At 69.3% G+C, this 15,568-nt stretch carries 16 protein-coding genes; 6 read left to right on the forward strand and 10 right to left on the reverse strand.

What is annotated here, in order from left to right; all coding sequences use genetic code 11:
* Positions 1-95 precede the first annotated feature (95 nt).
* Positions 96-716, forward strand: coding sequence for a TetR/AcrR family transcriptional regulator (locus tag ABEA24_RS00310; RefSeq protein WP_345428071.1), 621 nt, complete (start codon positions 96-98; stop codon positions 714-716).
* A 95-nt stretch (positions 717-811) separates the two neighbouring features.
* Here ABEA24_RS00310 and ABEA24_RS00315 read toward each other — a convergent pair whose 3' ends face one another.
* Complete coding sequence (locus tag ABEA24_RS00315; protein ID WP_345428073.1) at positions 812-1,984, reverse strand: FAD-dependent monooxygenase; 1,173 nt, start codon at positions 1,982-1,984, stop codon at positions 812-814.
* Between ABEA24_RS00315 and ABEA24_RS00320 the strand changes: the two genes are divergently transcribed.
* On the forward strand, positions 1,971-2,771 hold the full coding sequence (locus tag ABEA24_RS00320; protein WP_345428076.1) for a TetR/AcrR family transcriptional regulator: 801 nt from the start codon (positions 1,971-1,973) through the stop codon (positions 2,769-2,771). The two genes, ABEA24_RS00315 and ABEA24_RS00320, sit on opposite strands and share 14 nt — an antisense overlap.
* Before the next feature lie 219 nt (positions 2,772-2,990).
* Here the strand turns inward: ABEA24_RS00320 and ABEA24_RS00325 are convergent, their stop codons facing one another.
* From ABEA24_RS00325 to ABEA24_RS00340, 4 genes are all read right to left on the reverse strand, one after another.
* Positions 2,991-5,234, reverse strand: coding sequence for a heavy metal translocating P-type ATPase (locus ABEA24_RS00325; RefSeq protein WP_345428079.1), 2,244 nt, complete (start codon positions 5,232-5,234; stop codon positions 2,991-2,993).
* Between the two features lie 8 nt (positions 5,235-5,242).
* The gene (locus tag ABEA24_RS00330; RefSeq protein ID WP_345428081.1) at positions 5,243-6,148 is read right to left on the reverse strand and encodes a hypothetical protein; all 906 of its coding nucleotides are present in this window, start codon (positions 6,146-6,148) and stop codon (positions 5,243-5,245) included.
* A 46-nt stretch (positions 6,149-6,194) separates the two neighbouring features.
* Positions 6,195-6,404 carry a heavy-metal-associated domain-containing protein gene (locus ABEA24_RS00335; protein ID WP_345428083.1) on the reverse strand — a complete coding sequence of 70 codons (210 nt, stop codon included), beginning with the start codon at positions 6,402-6,404 and terminating at the stop codon, positions 6,195-6,197.
* A 150-nt stretch (positions 6,405-6,554) separates the two neighbouring features.
* A complete protein-coding gene (locus ABEA24_RS00340; RefSeq protein ID WP_345428085.1) occupies positions 6,555-7,988 on the reverse strand; it encodes a serine/threonine protein kinase in 1,434 nt (477 codons plus the stop codon).
* Positions 7,989-8,314: 326 nt separating this feature from the next.
* On the opposite strand from ABEA24_RS00340, the gene ABEA24_RS00345 reads away from it, so the two are divergent.
* Positions 8,315-9,298, forward strand: a complete 984-nt coding sequence (locus tag ABEA24_RS00345; RefSeq protein WP_345429591.1) for a dipeptidase — start codon at positions 8,315-8,317, stop codon at positions 9,296-9,298.
* A gap of 179 nt (positions 9,299-9,477) precedes the next feature.
* On the opposite strand, the gene ABEA24_RS00350 is transcribed toward ABEA24_RS00345, so the two are convergent.
* From ABEA24_RS00350 to ABEA24_RS00355, 3 genes are read right to left on the reverse strand one after another with little or no spacing between them, the layout of a single operon-like run.
* Positions 9,478-9,600 carry a DUF397 domain-containing protein gene (locus tag ABEA24_RS00350; RefSeq protein ID WP_345428088.1) on the reverse strand — a complete coding sequence of 41 codons (123 nt, stop codon included), beginning with the start codon at positions 9,598-9,600 and terminating at the stop codon, positions 9,478-9,480.
* A 46-nt stretch (positions 9,601-9,646) separates the two neighbouring features.
* A complete protein-coding gene (locus tag ABEA24_RS53365; protein WP_425551124.1) occupies positions 9,647-9,775 on the reverse strand; it encodes a DUF397 domain-containing protein in 129 nt (42 codons plus the stop codon).
* A gap of 16 nt (positions 9,776-9,791) precedes the next feature.
* Complete coding sequence (locus ABEA24_RS00355; RefSeq protein WP_345428090.1) at positions 9,792-10,673, reverse strand: helix-turn-helix domain-containing protein; 882 nt, start codon at positions 10,671-10,673, stop codon at positions 9,792-9,794.
* Between the two features lie 242 nt (positions 10,674-10,915).
* Between ABEA24_RS00355 and ABEA24_RS00360 the strand changes: the two genes are divergently transcribed.
* The 3 genes from ABEA24_RS00360 (at position 10,916) to ABEA24_RS00370 (ending at position 12,150) form a co-directional block, all read left to right on the forward strand.
* Entirely contained in the window at positions 10,916-11,215 is a 300-nt protein-coding gene (locus tag ABEA24_RS00360) for a hypothetical protein (protein WP_345428092.1), read from the forward strand.
* A gap of 147 nt (positions 11,216-11,362) precedes the next feature.
* Positions 11,363-11,794: an ATP-binding protein gene (locus tag ABEA24_RS00365; RefSeq protein WP_345428094.1), complete on the forward strand. Its 432-nt coding sequence runs from the start codon at positions 11,363-11,365 to the stop codon at positions 11,792-11,794.
* A 26-nt stretch (positions 11,795-11,820) separates the two neighbouring features.
* Entirely contained in the window at positions 11,821-12,150 is a 330-nt protein-coding gene (locus tag ABEA24_RS00370; protein ID WP_345428097.1) for a hypothetical protein, read from the forward strand.
* A 17-nt stretch (positions 12,151-12,167) separates the two neighbouring features.
* On the opposite strand, the gene ABEA24_RS00375 is transcribed toward ABEA24_RS00370, so the two are convergent.
* On the reverse strand, positions 12,168-13,724 hold the full coding sequence (locus ABEA24_RS00375; RefSeq protein WP_345428101.1) for a serine/threonine-protein kinase: 1,557 nt from the start codon (positions 13,722-13,724) through the stop codon (positions 12,168-12,170).
* A 114-nt stretch (positions 13,725-13,838) separates the two neighbouring features.
* Complete coding sequence (locus tag ABEA24_RS00380; protein ID WP_345428103.1) at positions 13,839-15,380, reverse strand: serine/threonine-protein kinase; 1,542 nt, start codon at positions 15,378-15,380, stop codon at positions 13,839-13,841.
* Positions 15,381-15,568 lie beyond the last annotated feature (188 nt).

Here is a 15,568-nt window from a genome sequence, read left to right on the forward strand (position 1 = left end):
TGAAGAATTAACTCGAACATCTATGTTCGAGTTAACGTACCCCTGACGGGTATGCAAACACAACACCCCTGTACGACTTCCGCTAATCTCCTCGCATGGGGCCGAGCACGCGGCGCGAAGCCGCCGAGGGCCGGGCGGGCGGTCCTCGCCGCCGGGCCGACGCCGAGCGCAACATCGCGGCGATCGTGGCCGCCGCCACCGACCTGCTCGCCCGCGACCCGGACGCGAGCATGACCGACATCGCCCGCGCGGCCGGCGTCGGGCGGGTGACGCTGTACGCCCACTTCCCGTCCCGGGAGGAGCTGATCCGGACGGTGCTCGCCGCGGCGATCGGTCACAGCATGGGAGCCGTCGAGGCGGCGGCACCCGAGGAAGGGTCACCCGCCGAGGCATTCGCCCGGCTCATCCGTACGTGCTGGCCGATCCTCGACCGGTTCGGCGGCCTGCACGAAGCGGCCCGGCGTGCGCTGCCCGCCGAGGAGGTGCGCCGCCACCACGACCTGCCGATGGGGCGTGTCGAGCGGCTGATCGTGCGCGGTCAGGAGGCCGGGTCCTTCCGCGCCGACCTGCCGGCCGAGTGGCTCGTGACGACGGTGTACGCCCTACTGCACGCGGCGGGCGACGAGGTCCAGGCGGGACGCCGCACCGCCGAGGAGGCGGGGGACCTGCTGGAACGGACCCTGTCAGCCCTCCTGCGCGCCGACGCCTCCTCGTAAGCGGGTGTGTCCTCCCCCGCACAGGCACTCAGCAGTCGATTCGCGTCACCAAAGCCGGGGAGACGCCGGGCTGCAGGTCGGACTTGGCGACACTCTTAACCCAAGGGCGGATTCCAGGCGAAGGCGGTCCCCGTCGCCCTCATGAGGAACGGTGTGGGAATGGCGGACGCGATCGTGTCGCGCAGGCCCGCTGCCGTGCGGTTGCGGGTCTGCAGGAGGCGTCCGAGCCTGCCCGATGTCCGCGCCATCCGCTGGGTGCGAGGGCGGCGGAACGCGTCGTAGGCGCTCAATCCATCGACGACTCCTGATCGTTCAATGGTGGCGGCAAGGGTCACGGCGTCCTCGATCGCGAGGCAGGCTCCTTGACCGATGTCGGGTGTGACCGCGTGAGCGGCGTCACCGAGCAGGGCCACGCGGCCGTGGACGAAAGTGCGCAGCCTGGCATGCAGGTAGTACACGTCGTGGCGCAGCAGGGTGTGTTCCGGGGTTGCTGCGAGCAGCTGGGGGATCGGGTCATGCCAGTCCCGGAATCGGCTGGCCAGCCGGCCCAGGTCGTGTTGGGGGGCGGCGTGCTCCGGGACGCTCTCGCAGGCGAACCAGTAGACCTGGCCGTCGTTGATCGCGGCGATGCCGAATCGGGCGCCGCGTCCCCATGTCTCGGTCAGGATCGGTGGTATGCCCAGGGCTGTAGCCCGCTCGGCGGGGACAATGCCGCGCCAGACGGTATAGCCCGCGTAGTCGGGCCCTGGATAGCCGGGCAGCAGTGCCGCGCGTAGTGCGCTGCCGACGCCGTCGGCGGCCACGACCAGGTCGGCCGTTTCCGAGACCGGGCCGTGTGGGGTGTGGAAGGTGACCGTGGTCGCGTCGGCCGCGTTGGTGATCCGCGTGGCACGGTGGTCGGTGCGCAGGTCGGAGGGGTCGAGGCCCGTCATGAGCAGGCGGTGCGCCTCGGCGCGGTGCAGGGCGTAGAACGGTGCACCGTAACGTCGTTCGATGCCGGTGGCGGGAATGCGCGCCACGCGCCTGCCCGGTCGTAGACGGATCTCCAGCCCGTCCTGCTGCATGCCGCGATCACGCAGGGCCGCTCCCAGACCGAGATGGTTCAGGGCTTTGACGGCGTTAGGTGCGATGCCGAGGCCGGCCCCGACGGGCCCGATGGCCGGCGCCTGCTCATAGACCGCAACGCGCCATCCGATGCGCTGAAGGGCCTGGGCCGCCGCCAGGCCGCCGATCCCCGCGCCGACGACGATCGCCTTGCTCGTCCTCATGCTCGCTACCTCTCGCCGATTCAAACAGTCGTTTCAAACGATCGTTTCAATCGACTGTTATAGCATGTGCCTTCTTCCGGTGACACGAGGAGGCGCGGTGGCCGGATCTGACCAGGAGCACACGGCGCGGCAGTCGGCATCCACGCGAGAGCGGCTGCTCGAGTCGGCGACTCGGCTGTTCGGCGAACGCGGGATCGAGGCGACGTCGCTGCGGGCATTGACCGACGCAGCCGGAAGCAACATCGCCGCGGTCAACTACCACTTCGGGTCGAAGGAGGGACTCCTGCGCGCGGTCGTCGACCAGACGATGCGAGCCGTCAACGATGAGCGTGCCCTGCGGCTGGACGAACTCGAATCAGCCGCTCGGCCAATGTCGATAGCCGCCCTCGTGCGTGCCTTCGTCGAACCAGGCATCGGTCTGGTGGAGGGCCACGGCCATCGCGGATCCGATGTCGCGCGCTTCATCGGCCGCGTGATGAGCGAGCCGGACGCGCGGGTCCGACAGATCTTCGCCGAACAGGTCGAACCGGTCGAGGGGCGCTACCTGGCCGCGTTCGGCCGAGCCCTTCCCGATCTCGACGAGGATGGTGTTCGGTTCGTCTACACCAGCATGCTCGGGCTGCTCAGCGTCCACCAGTCAGGCTCGTTCACAACGCTTTGGGCGCCAGAGGAAGGCAGCGGTACGGCGGCGAGCGGACTCGGGATCGTCGATCGAGAGCGACTGGTGGCGTTCATCACGGGCGGGATTCTCGCCACCCTTACGGCTAGAGCCACCACCGTCCCGTGAGGAGGGCGGGTTTCTCGTTCAACAGGGCGGCTCTACCGCGTCCAGCCAACCCTGCGTCAGAGCCGGGCCACTGGTCAGCAGAAGAACCGCATCGCGGCGAGCCGGCCGCCCGCCGTGCGACGCGGGACGGGCGGGATGAAGGTCAGGCTCTCCGACCGGCGGTCGTACGACGCGGGACGGGTCCCGACCCCTGCGGAGGCGGGACCCGTCGCGGATGTGTCAGCGGGTGGGCTGGAAGCGGCGCAGGCGCAGGCTGTTGCTGACGACGAAGACGCTGGAGAACGCCATCGCGGCGCTGGCCAGCATCGGGTTGAGCAGACCTGCGGCGGCCAGCGGCAGGGCGGCCACGTTGTAGGCGAACGCCCAGAACAGGTTGCCCTTGATGGTGCCCAGCGTCCGGCGGGACAGGCGGATGGCGTCGGCCGCGGCCCGCAGGTCGCCGCGGACCAGCGTGAGGTCGGCGGCCTCGATCGCCACGTCGGTGCCCGTGCCCATCGCCAGGCCCAGGTCGGCCTGGGCGAGGGCCGCGGCGTCGTTGACGCCGTCCCCGACCATCGCCACGGTCTTGCCCTCGCCCTGCAGCCGCTTGACGACGTCGACCTTGTCGGCGGGCAGCACCTCCGCGATGACCTCGTCGATCCCGGCCTCGGCCGCGACCGCGCGGGCCGCCGCCTCGTTGTCGCCGGTCAGCAGCACCGGCGTCAGGCCGAGCGCGCGCAGCCGGGTGATCGCCTCCGCGCTGGTGTCCTTGATGGTGTCCGCGACGACCAGCACCGCGCGCGCCTCGCCGTCCCAGCCGACCGCGACGGCCGTCCTGCCCTCCGCCTCGGCCGCGGCCTTGGCGCGCTCCAGCGCGGCGGGCAGGTGCTGCGACCACTCCTCCAGCAGGCGCGTACGGCCGACCAGGACCGCGTGGGCGTCGACGATGCCCTGCACGCCGAGGCCCTCGACGTTCGCGAAGTCCTCCGGCCGGGGCAGCGCGCCGACCCGCTGGACGGCGCCCTTGGCGATGGCCTGGGCGACGGGGTGTTCCGAGGCGTCCTCCAGCGCGCCGGCCAGCCGCAGCACCTCGTCGGCGTCCTGACCGTCGGCGGTGACCACGTCGACCAGGCTCATCTTCCCCGTGGTGACCGTGCCGGTCTTGTCCAGCACGATCGTGTCGATCCGGCGGGTCGACTCCAGAACCTCGGGACCCTTGATGAGGATGCCGAGCTGTGCGCCGCGTCCCGTACCGACCAGGAGCGCGGTCGGGGTGGCCAGGCCCAGGGCGCACGGGCAGGCGATGATGAGCACCGCGACGGCCGCGGTGAAGGCGGCGGCGACGCTGCCGCCGGTGCCGAGCCAGAACCCGAGCGTGGCCACCGCGAGCGTGATCACGATCGGCACGAAGATCCCGCTGATCCGGTCGGCGAGGCGCTGCACCTGCGCCTTGCCGCTCTGCGCCTCCTCGACCAGGCGGGCCATCTGCGCCAGCTGCGTGTCGGAGCCCACCTTGGTGGCCTCGACGACCAGGCGGCCGCCCGCGTTGACGGTGGCGCCGACGACCGTGTCGCCGACCCCGACCTCCACGGGCACGGACTCGCCGGTGAGCATGCTCGCGTCGACCGCCGAGCTCCCCTCGACGACGACCCCGTCCGTGGCGATCTTCTCGCCCGGCCGTACGACGAACCGGTCCCCGGCCTTGAGCTGCTCGACCGGGACGCGCTCCTCGCGCTCGCCGCGCAGCACGGCGACGTCCTTGGCGCCCATCTCCAGCAGCGCCCGCAGCGCGGCGCCGGCACGCCGCTTCGACCGCGCCTCGAAGTAGCGCCCGGCCAGGATGAACACCGTCACCCCGGCGGCCACCTCCAGGTAGATGTTCCCGGCTCCGGAGGCGCGCTCAACGGTGAAGGTGAACGGGTGCCGCATGCCCGGTTCTCCGGCGGTGCCGAAGAACAGCGCGTACAGCGACCAGCCGAACGCCGCGAGCGCGCCCAGCGACACGAGCGTGTCCATCGTCGCCGCGCCGAGCTTGAGGTTCTTGTACGCCGCGCGGTGGAACGGCAGGCCGCCCCACACCAGCACCGGGGCGGCGAGGGCCAGCGACGCCCACTGCCAGTTCCGGAACTGCAGCGCCGGGACCATCGCGAGCAGGATGACCGGGACGGCCAGGGCGGTACTGACGGCGAGCCGGTCGCGCAGGGCCCGTACGGGGGCGTCGTCGGAGTCGGCTTCTTCCTCGGCCGGCTCTGGCGTGGGGAGTTCGGCGGTGTAGCCGGCCTTCTCCACCTGGGCGATCAGGTCGTCGGGGGTGATCTCGGGGCCGAAGCTGACGCTGGCCTTCTCGGTGGCGTAGTTGACGGTCGCGGTGACGCCCTCGAGTTTGTTGAGCCGCTTCTCGATGCGGTTCGCGCACGACGCGCAGGTCATGCCGCCGATCGCCAGCTCGACACGATCGGGTGTCGTGTGCGTGGTGGTGCTCATCACCCCTCCTAGCCTTCGTGGTGCTGGTGATCGCCGGAGGATTTCGAGTGCTCCGTACCCGCGCCGGCCGCGACGGTGAACTCCGCGGTGTGGACGGTCCCCTGGTGCTGGAAGTCCAGGTAGAGACGGTAGGTGCCGGCGGACGGTGCCTCGGCGTAGAAGGTCACGGTCGGGCCCGGCTTGGTCTTCCCGTCACCCGGCTCGCCGTCCGGGTGGACGTGGAGGTACGCGAGGTCGCCCTGGCGCAGCGCCACGAGGTGCCCGTACGCGGCGAGGTAGGGCTGCAGGTCGGTGACCGGCCGGCCGTCCCGGGAGATCGTCAGATCGAGCCGGCTCGCGCGCCCCGCCGTCAGCGCCCCCTTGAGGGTGACGGTGTAGCCGTCGACGGTGGCGGTCGTGGCCGGTGCGGGCAGCGGCCTTGGCGCGGCGTCGCCCGCGACCGCGGTGTCGATCCCGAGGGTCAGCGGGTCGGCGCCGGCGGGCTTGAAATCGGCGAACGCCCGGTACGTGCCCGGACCGCTCAGCGGAGAGGCGACCCGCCACGTGCCGTCGGCGCCCATCGTCGGGTGCACGTGCCGGAAACCGGACAGGTCGCGGCGGACGACGATGAGGTGCATCCGCTTGTCGTGCTGCGTGTCGAACGCGGTGACCGCCCGGCCGTTCGGCCCGATGATCCGGAATGCGAACGCGCCGGTCGCGTCGGGCACCGTGGTCAGGGTGTAGCCCCGGTCGGACACCAGCAGGCCGCCCGGCAACGCGCTCCGGTGGCCGCTTCCGTGATCCATGCCGCCGTGCGCGGCGTGCGGTTTCTCCTCGGCCCCGACGGGGCCGGCCAGCCGGCCGGCCCCCAGCGCCGTGCCGAACACCGCCGCCAGCCCGAGGCCGAAGATGCCGAGCCTGGCCGGTGTGTTCATCGCTGTCTCCTCTTGCTCCGGTCGTCTCCGGAGCCGCTCGCTTCGATCAGGAATCGACGACTTCGTAACCGGCCTCGTCCACCGCGTCGCGTACCGCCTTGTCGTCGAGGGGGGCGGTGCTGGCGACGGTGACCACGCCGGAGGCCAGATCCACCGTGACGTCGGTGACGCCGTCGATGGCGCCGACCTCGGCGGTGACGGCCGAGACGCAGTGGCCGCACGTCATTCCCTTGACCGCGTACTCGGTGGTGGTCATTCCGTTCTCCTCACGTGTCGTTCGAGGCCGGGGTTCCGGCCGAATCCCAAACCTATACCCATCGGGGGTAGGGCATGGCAGCGACCATAACATACCCCCCAGGGGTGTCAAGGAGTGATGCGTTCGCGAGGAGGCGGTGCTGGGAGGACGTCAGCCCATCTTCGTGATCACGCCGACCCGGGTGAACAACGTCTGGTTCGCATCGCCCTTGTAGCCGGTGAGGGAGAACCACATCTGGGTCGACGACTGGAGCACCAACTGGGCGTTGCTGCCATTGGGGCAGTCACCCTTGGTGACGCCCTCGACCAGGTTGACCGTGCTGGGATTGGGGACCGCCTGCGGGGCCCAGGCGTTGCTGACCTGCAGCCGCGTGGTGCACCGGTAGGCCGCGTAGTCGGCGGTCGCGGACGTCGCGCCCGCCGCGATGGTGATCCGTACGCTGCTCTTGCCGCCGGGGGACTCGGTGACGGTGCCGGACCAGGTGCCCGCCATGGTCGCCGGGAACGCGCTGGGCAGCGGCGCGGACGACGACGGCGAGGGTGTCGGGGTGTGGTCCGCCGCGTGGCCGGTCTGATGCGTGGTGAGCACGATCGGGACGGCGACAGCGGCGGCGGCCAGGACGACACCGGCCGGAATGCCGTACACGACGGCCGGTCGCCGCGAACGCGGCCGCTGATCCGGCGGCATCGCGACGGTCGGGGGCAGGTACGGGGTAGGGGTACCCGGCTGCCATGACGGCAGCGGCGCGAGAATCGCCGGCCCGCCGGGTGCCTGCGGCGTCCGGCGGCCGAGGAGCCGGAGCAGGACATCCTGCGCACCGGGGCGCGCCGCCGGATCCTTCGCGAGGCAGTCGGCGACGATCCCGCGCAGCGGCTCGGCGAGGTCCGCGAGGTCCGGTGGCTCGTGGATGATCCGCCTGATCACCTGCATCACGCTGTCCTGCCCGAACGGGGAGCGCCCGGTCGCGGCGAAGACGATCACACAGCCCCACGCGAAGACGTCCATCGGCGCCGCGGCCGGCGCACCGCTGATCTGCTCCGGCGCCATGTAGGCGGGCGTACCGACGACATGCCCCGTGAGCGTCCCCGCGGCGTCCAGCGCCCGGGCGATCCCGAAGTCGATCACGCGTGCGCCGTCGGGGCCCATCATCACGTTGCTCGGCTTGAAATCCCGGTGGACGACGCCTGCCTCGTGGATCGCGGCGAGCGCCGTCGCGGTCGCAACCGCCAGCCGGTGCAGCGCCGAGCCGACGCGCGGCCCCTGCTCGGCGACCAGCCGCTGCAGCGAGGGCCCCGGGATGAACTCGCTCGCGACGTACGGCGGGGTCCCGTTGAAATCGACCTCGATGACCTCGGCCGTACAGAACGCCTCGACCCGCTGGGTCGTCTGGATCTCCTTGACGAAGCGGCCGAGCTGGGAGACATCGTCCGGCCGTGAGTGCAGGACCTTCACCGCCGCACGCCTGCCGGTATCGTCCTCGCCGAGGAAGACGACCCCTTGCCCGCCCTCACCGAGCCGGCCGATCAGGGTGAACCGTCCAATGGTCGCCGGATCGCCCGGCCGCAGCGCGTCAACGTCGGACATCGCCCCGCCCTCCCGCTCCACGCCCCGGCGACGCGGCCGGAGCAGCGAAAGCCGGAGCACCGCGATTTTATCGATCAGCGGCCGGATAGGGCATACCACCGCGTCCCCCGACACACGCCACATCCGAGGAATTGACCTTCATGGCGTCGCATCCCATCACTCGCCCGAATCGCGGGACACCGCCCGTCTCTGGGATGTCGGGTTTTTCGGGGTGAGCCGCACTCCGAGGCGTGTGCTGGGCTCCTGTGGCAGGTGTGATGAGTGTGGTTAGACTCGGCTGCTCTTTGGCGATCGAAGGACACTTATCGGCAGGAAGAGGGACCTTGGTGGTCGAGGCGTCTGGTTCGCGAGCCGGTTCTGACTCTCTGTGTCTGGTCGCAGCGGCACCGTCGGTGACGCCCTGGTCGTTGCGGAGCGATCACGAGGAACTGGCCGCGGGCGGGGTGGACGCGGTGTTCGCCACGGTCGCCTCCCTGGAGGACACTGCGACGGCGGTGACCCGTGTCGGACAGTGGCTGGGCGTACACGACGATCCGCGCCATCCGGCACGTGTTGTGACCAGCGCGGCGGAGATCGTCGCGGCCAAAGCGGCGGGGCAGACGGCGGTGGTGCTGCATTTCCAGGGTACCGAGCCGTTGGGCGGTGATGCCGGGTTGGTCGGGGTGTTCGCGCGGCTGGGGGTTCAGGTGATGCAGTTGACCTACAACTACCGCGCCCAGGCCGGGGACGGCTGCTGCGAGCCGGGGGACGCCGGGCTGAGCCGTTATGGCGGCATGCTGGTCGACCGGATGAACGAACACCGGGTCGCGGTGGACGTCGCGCACGCCGGCGTGCGCACCGCTTTGGACGCGGTCGATCGAAGTAGCCGCCCGGTGATCGCCTCGCATGCGAACGCCCGTGCGGTGTGTGACAGCCCTCGCAACCTGCCGGACGAGCTGATCACCGCGATCGCCGCCACCGGTGGTGTGGTCGGGCTGTGCGCGTTCCAGTCGTTCATCACCGCCGCCGGGAAACCCTCCCTGGAGCAGTTGGTCGACCACGCGGTACACATCGCCGAACTGGTCGGGCCGGAGCATGTCGGGCTGGGCCTGGACTTCGCCGACGAAAGCGAAGAGGAGTACGACTTCTTCGGGTACGACGAGCGGTACTACCCGCGCCCGCCGTGGGTGTGGCCGGACGGTCTGGAATGGCTGCACCACGCCCGCAATATCGGGCCGGTGCTGGCATCCCGCGGGTTTACTCCCGCTGAGGTCAACGGAGTCCTCGGCGGGAACTTCCTGCGGGCACTCGCCGCAATCTGGGGCAACTGAACCACCGGACGCCCTACCCCGACGACCTCACGGATGATGGCCTCGCCCGCCGCCCTGACCGCCGAGCCGTGATGAGCGACCGGCGCAAGGAGCCGGATGTGCCGCCGTGATCGCCGAGGATTACCGGTGCCAGAGCACCAGAGACCCTCGGCGATCAAGCGATGACTGCCAGAAAACGGCTATTCGCTGCGGCCGACGGTGAGTGTTGCGACCTGCACGCAGTTGCCGCCGCCGGTGCCGCCGCCACCGGAGAAGCTGCTTTTTCGCCATTCCATGCGTGCGAGCGGCGGGGGGTTCGCCATCCGCGTCTCCCTTCGTGATCAAGCGATAACTGTGTAGCTCTGAGGGCTACTCGCCGGCTTCGTCTTCGTGGATGAGTGCTGCGACTTCAACGCACTGACCGCCGCCTTCACCGCCGCCGCCGGAGTGGCTGCTCTTGAGCCAGCGGATCCGGGACGGTCGGTTACTGTCAGCCATCCTGATTCCTTCCTGCTCAAGCGAACCTCTCTGCGGCTGACGCCAACAGATCCACCGATTCGCTGGGGGAGAGGGCCCGGTGGATGAGGCTTCCGAATCTGAGGGTACAGCGCCGTACGCCTTCCACACTTTCTACGTATATCGAGCCTCCTATTCCCTCGGTGTAACCGATGTCGGGGATGGGCTCGGGTAGTGAAAGGATTGTGAACGGTCCTCCGAGGCCAGGGCTCGCTCCCGCTGCTTTGGGAAGCACCTGCACGGTGAGGCTTGGCGATTCTTGAGCCTCGACGAGACGGCGAAGCTGACCACGCATGATCTTCGTGCTGCCGACAGGACGTTCCAGAATCGCCTCCTCCAGGATGACGTGAAACTCCGGAGGGGTCGTCTTGGAGAGAATCTGTTGCCGCGCCAGCCGAGCGGCGACACGCCGATCGATCTCGTCCGAGTTGAGGTCCGGCTCGAGGCTGGTGATCACCGCGCGAGCGTAGTCGCCGGTTTGGAGGAGGCCGGGGATGAGCAGCGTTTCGAATTCCCGCATCTCAGTGGCGGCGATCTCCAGGCTGAAGAGGGGATGGAAGTCCTGCGGGAGGTCGCGGCGGTAGGTGAGCCACCAGCCACGTTCGTTGGCGGTTTGGGTGAGGTCGAGGAGCTGCTTCCGGGTCTTCTCGTCGGCCTCATATAGATCGAGGAGTTGTTCGACGTCGCGGGGCTTGACCCCTTGATGGCGGTTCTCGATGCGGGAGAGCTTCGGTCGGGACCAGCGGGCGTGTTTCTGGCTGAGTTCGGTGACGGCCTGCTCGATCGTCAGGCCGGCCTGCTCCCGGAGCTGCTTGAGCGATTCCGTGAGCTGCCACCGGCGGACCGTCGCGCTGACCAGGTCGTCATTGTGATGGCTCATCCGATTTCTCCCTTTCGATCGGGGCTCGCGCTACCGCCCGTCATCACCGTTCGTGAGAATCCGTTGACAATCTGTAATTCCACTCTATGGTTAGGCGATGCGTAGCGAAGTCGTTACGCACAGTAGAGGGTGATCGCTGATCGTTTCAGTCGATCATTGGAAGCCGGGCACCGGGGACGTATCTGCCGGTCAGCGACTCCGCCCTCGGATGACGCAACGGCGTATCACTGGAGGTGGCGCCCATGTCCGTGACCGACACGGCGAACGAGCCGCATGACGCGGAGCCCTATCTGCGCACCCTCGGCGCACGCCTCCGCGCATTCGGCTGGCAGGAGGAACTCACCCTGCCGCAGGGCGGCAGCCCGTACCTCTGTGTCATCAACCCCACCGCTCCCGTGCTCAACGAAGAGATCACCGCAGCACCGACCGTGCCGGGGCTGTGGTGGTTCTGGTGGAGCTGGGGCGAACGCATCGCGTGCGTGGAGAACCTCGACCTCGTCATCGCCCGGATCGCCACGGTCCTGCGTGCAGGCGGTCGCTGACCAGCCCGCGGCCACTCCCCCTGAGAGGGCTCAATGTTCAAAGACTTCCGGCCCTGGCGCTGGAGCACTGTCATTCGAGGCATGGCCAAAGCCCATCCGAGAGGCTGCCATCAATCGGGCTCGACAGGCGGACTGCCCGTACGGCGGGTGAGCCTAGAGTCTCCGCCCGGCCAGCCGCTGGCGAGCGACGACCGTCATCGATGGTGTCGGCTCGACGGCGAGCAGGAGGCCGTACGAACCGCGCGCGCACTGGTAGGCAACGCACTTCGGGCGTGGGGGCACACCGACCTGCTCGACGACGCGACGCTGGTGGTCTCCGAACTCGTCACGAATGCGCTTGTCCACGCGTCGCCGCCGGTCACGCTGACCGTCACGTACGACGGCAGGCTCGTCGTCGAGGTCGCCGACGCCTGCCGGGACCTGCCGGTTGCGGGGCGTCCCGGCAGTAGCGGACGTTTCGGCCTGTGGATCGCCGAGGAACTCTGCGATCTCAGCGTCCTGCCCGGTCCCGATGGCAAGGTCGTCCGAGCCGTATTCGCTTCGGAGCCGGTTCCGGCCGACGAGGGACCGGGGCGATGAATGTCTTTCGGGGTTACCGTCAGGACATGCGAGCCGACGGCCGTGACTCATCGGGGGCAGGCGACCGGGAAAGTCCTCGGCCGGAAGACGAATATCCACAACATGTGGATGATGTCGCGGTGTTGGGTCGAAACGGCCCCCAGGCCGAATCATGGGCGGCCGTCGACTACAGACCGGGCGCGCCACGCTTCGAGGTGGAGCAGTACGGTCCCCGGCGGCTGTGGGATGAGGCTGAAACGGCGTATCTCGGCTGGCTGCGTGCCGGCCGTCCCGGTCTCGAACGTCTCGGAGTCTCCGTCACGACCAGCGGAGACCAGCGGTTCTGGCTCGATTCACCTGACCATCCGATCGGCTGATCGCCGTCGGCGTGATGTCAGCCGAAAAGGCGGACGAGGGCCCCTGCCCAGGTGTTCAGGAAGCCGACGGAGCTGTGCACGGCCCAATGCTGGGTGAGGTAGCCGACGGCCTCGATCAGCGGGGTCCACACGACGGCGCAGAACAGACTCGCCACGATGGCGGCGCCCCAGGACGGGCTGGGATCCGGCTTCAGGCCGCCCGCGCCGTACGCGATGCCGACCGCGCCGAGGATCAGCGCGCCGATCACTGCTCCCGCGAAGAGGTCTCCGACGAGCGCTCCCACGATCAGTCCGACGAAGACGCCGATGAGGGTCGTTATCGTCCCCATGGCCAAGGAGACGCCGGTCACCATCTCATACCGCGTGATCGCGAACCTGACGATGGAGAAGACGGTGACCACGCTCAGGGGCAGGAGAAAGGCCGCGGCGTAGTAAGGGGCGTGCACCGCCGGATGGGCGAAGCCCATGCCGAGGACCAGTGGGGTTCCGACCAGCGACAGCCCGGTCAGGACGAGGGCGATGTTGCGCCACAGCTTGGAAGCACGGCTCCGATCGTCCTGTCCGGCCTTGGGCATCCCGCCGTTCAGGGGCGAGTCGGCCTGCAACGTGCTGGACTGCGGTGAGGCGTCACCCGGTCCCGCCGTCGGGGCCTCGGAGAGGCGTTCTCGCCCGGATGTGGGCGGTGGCGTGCCGGCCGTGGCTTGACCGCCGTCGGGTTCGGGCCCGGTGCCTGCGGCCTCCGCGGTGACGGTCGGCGTTCCGACGGCTCGTAGTCGTTGCAGCGCTTCTTCCGCCGGCGGTCGTTTCGTCGCGTCGGGAGCCAGCATGTCCTCGATGAGTTCGCGCAGTGCCGCCGCGCGGTGCATCGAGATCGGCCGTTCGTACAGCGTGGCGTGGACCGTCGCGGCCGGATTGTCGCGGTGGAAAGGCGCCTTTCCCTCGACGGCGTAATAGAGGGTGGCGGCGAGGGAGAACAGGTCCGACGCCTCGGTGGGGCGTTGTCCCCGAAGGCGTTCCGGGTCGATGTAGCCCGGTGTCCCGATCAGTGCGCCGCTGCCGGTGAGCGTCGTGTCGTCCGCGTGCACAGCGATGCCGAAGTCCACCAGCGTCGCCTCGCCGGTGGCGTCGATCAGGATGTTTCCCGGTTTCAGATCGCGGTGCAGCACGCCATGACCGTGTACGAAGCGGAGTGCTCTCAGCAACTGTTCGGCGAGATCGGCGGTGCGCTCCTCGGTCAGTGGACCGTCCTCCCAGACGATCTGTTTCAGGGGGCGTCCTTCGACGAGGTCCATCACCAGCCACGGAAGGCCGTCCACGGTGATCAGGTCGCGTACGGAGACGATGCCCGGATGCGGCGGCATTCTGGCGAGGGTCCGCCCTTCGCGGCGAGCGCGCATCAACAGGTCCTCGGGGATCGCACCCCCCGCCGGGATGATCATCTGCTTCAGGGCGACATCGATCTCCAGGTGCTCGTGATGGGCGCGCCAGACCGTTCCCATCCCGCCGGTGCCGAGCCGTTCCTTCAGGAGGAACCGGCCGTCGATGACATCACCGGCGCGATGTTCCCCGCCCACCTGCGCTCCTTTTCTCCTCGCACCGCGCCTTGGCGGCCCGCTCCGCCGGAGTGTGCTCCTGAACCTTGCATCAGCCCCGTACGGAGCGCAAGGGAATGCCCGCCCTTGCCCCGATCAGCCGAGGAGGTGAGCCAGTCCTCCGGCCCAGCCGTTGAGGAAACCGGCGGCGCTGTGGCGTGCCCAGTGTTGCGTGAGGGCGCCCATGATCTCGAACCCGACGATCCACAGGGTGGCGATTGCGAGCGCGGCGATCACGCTGGTGGCCCGGGAGTCGGAGTCGCCCGGATCGAAGAACACGCGCCCTCCGATGAAGACACCGAACACTCCGGACACCACCGAGCCGACCACCGCGCATGCGAAGAGGTCCCCGGCGAGCGCTCCCACGATCAACCCGAGGGGAAGGCCGGCGATGTTCGTCAGCGCCGCCGCGAACAGCGGCCTCGCGAGCTCGCCTTCGAAGCGGGTGATCGTGATCCCTGCGCTCGTCAGGACGGCCGTGAGGCTCAACGGGACCAGATAGGCCGCCATGAGATAGGACGCGCTTCCGTCGAGCACGTAGCCCATGCCCAGCGTCAACGGCAAGAGGAATGCCACGGCGCCGAGTGCGGACAGGACGACGGGGTGCCACGACCGTCGTGCATCAGATGGCTCCGTCATTGCGGCGGCTTCGCCGGTGGTGGCGGAAGCCGTCGGAGACCGGGTCGATCGGTCGGCGGGTTCTGGGCCGGACCGGCCGCGGGGAACGTCCTCTGTCGTTTTGAGGGCTCCGGACTCCGCCGTCCCGTCTTCGACGCTCGGCGAAACCCGGTGATCGGAGATCGGCGACGCCCGTACGACACGTAGCCGGTCCAGAGCCTCTTCCGCCGAGGGGCGGTCGGCGACGGCGGGTGCCAGCAGGTGCTCGATGAGTTCGCGAAGTGGCCCTGGATCCGGCGCGAACAACGGCCGTTCGTAGAGCGTGGCGTGGAGCGTGGCCTCCGGATTGTCGCGACGGAACGGAGCCTTTCCCTCGACGGCGTAGTAGAGGGTGGCGGCCAGGCAGAACAGGTCGGACGCCTCGGTCGGGGGTTGCCCGCGCAGGCGTTCGGGATCGATGTAGCCGGGTGTCCCGATCACCGCGCCGCTGCCGGTGAGCGTCGTGTCATCGGGGTGTACGGCGATGCCGAAGTCGACGAGCTTCGCGTCGCCGCGCGCGTCGATCAGGATGTTGCCCGGTTTTAGATCACGGTGCAGCACGCCGTGGCCGTGCACGAACCGGAGGGCCGTCAGCAGTTGCTCGGCGAGTTCGGCGGTGCGTTCCTCGGTGAGCGGGCCGTCCTGCCAGACGACCTCTTTGAGCGAACGGCCCTCGATGAGCGCCATCACCAGCCAGGGAAGGCCGTCCACGGTGATCAGGTCGTGCACGGTAACGATGCCCGGATGGGGGGTCAGTGACAGCCGGGCGAGTGTCCGGCCCTCTCTGCGGGCGCGTACCGACAGTTCCTCGCGGATTCCGGCGCTGTCGTCCGCCGGGAGGATCGTCTGCTTGAGGGCGACGTCGATGTCCAGATCGCGGTGATAGGCGCGCCATACCGTTCCCATCCCGCCGGAGCCGAGCTGTTCTCTGAGGACGAATCGGCCGTGGACCACATCTCCGGCGCGATACTCGCCTCCCACTCGCGTTCCCTTCACGCGGCCCCGACCCGCTGCGCCGGAGATCACTACCGACCTTGCATGAGCGCCTGACCGAGCGCAAGCGCGAGAGCCGGTCGCGTATGTGGCACCGGTGGCCGGTTCCCCGGGCGCCGGCATTCGCCACCCGGGCGAGGTCCCCGCCGCAATGGCCGCGCCCGCCGACGGGTATC

The sequence above is a fragment of the Actinoallomurus vinaceus genome (assembly GCF_039542055.1).
Classification (GTDB): Bacteria; Actinomycetota; Actinomycetes; order Streptosporangiales; family Streptosporangiaceae; genus Actinoallomurus; species Actinoallomurus vinaceus.

Coding starts and splice junctions, on each gene's coding strand:
- ABEA24_RS00310 (WP_345428071.1), top strand. CDS start 96: ATGGGGCCGAGCACGCGGCGCGAAGCCGCCGAGGGCCGGGCGGGCGGT.
- ABEA24_RS00315 (WP_345428073.1), bottom strand. CDS start 1,984: ATGAGGACGAGCAAGGCGATCGTCGTCGGCGCGGGGATCGGCGGCCTG.
- ABEA24_RS00325 (WP_345428079.1), bottom strand. CDS start 5,234: ATGAGCACCACCACGCACACGACACCCGATCGTGTCGAGCTGGCGATC.
- ABEA24_RS00330 (WP_345428081.1), bottom strand. CDS start 6,148: ATGAACACACCGGCCAGGCTCGGCATCTTCGGCCTCGGGCTGGCGGCG.
- ABEA24_RS00335 (WP_345428083.1), bottom strand. CDS start 6,404: ATGACCACCACCGAGTACGCGGTCAAGGGAATGACGTGCGGCCACTGC.
- ABEA24_RS00340 (WP_345428085.1), bottom strand. CDS start 7,988: ATGTCCGACGTTGACGCGCTGCGGCCGGGCGATCCGGCGACCATTGGA.
- ABEA24_RS00350 (WP_345428088.1), bottom strand. CDS start 9,600: ATGGCGAACCCCCCGCCGCTCGCACGCATGGAATGGCGAAAAAGCAGC.
- ABEA24_RS53365 (WP_425551124.1), bottom strand. CDS start 9,775: ATGGCTGACAGTAACCGACCGTCCCGGATCCGCTGGCTCAAGAGCAGC.
- ABEA24_RS00355 (WP_345428090.1), bottom strand. CDS start 10,673: ATGAGCCATCACAATGACGACCTGGTCAGCGCGACGGTCCGCCGGTGG.
- ABEA24_RS00360 (WP_345428092.1), top strand. CDS start 10,916: ATGTCCGTGACCGACACGGCGAACGAGCCGCATGACGCGGAGCCCTAT.
- ABEA24_RS00370 (WP_345428097.1), top strand. CDS start 11,821: ATGCGAGCCGACGGCCGTGACTCATCGGGGGCAGGCGACCGGGAAAGT.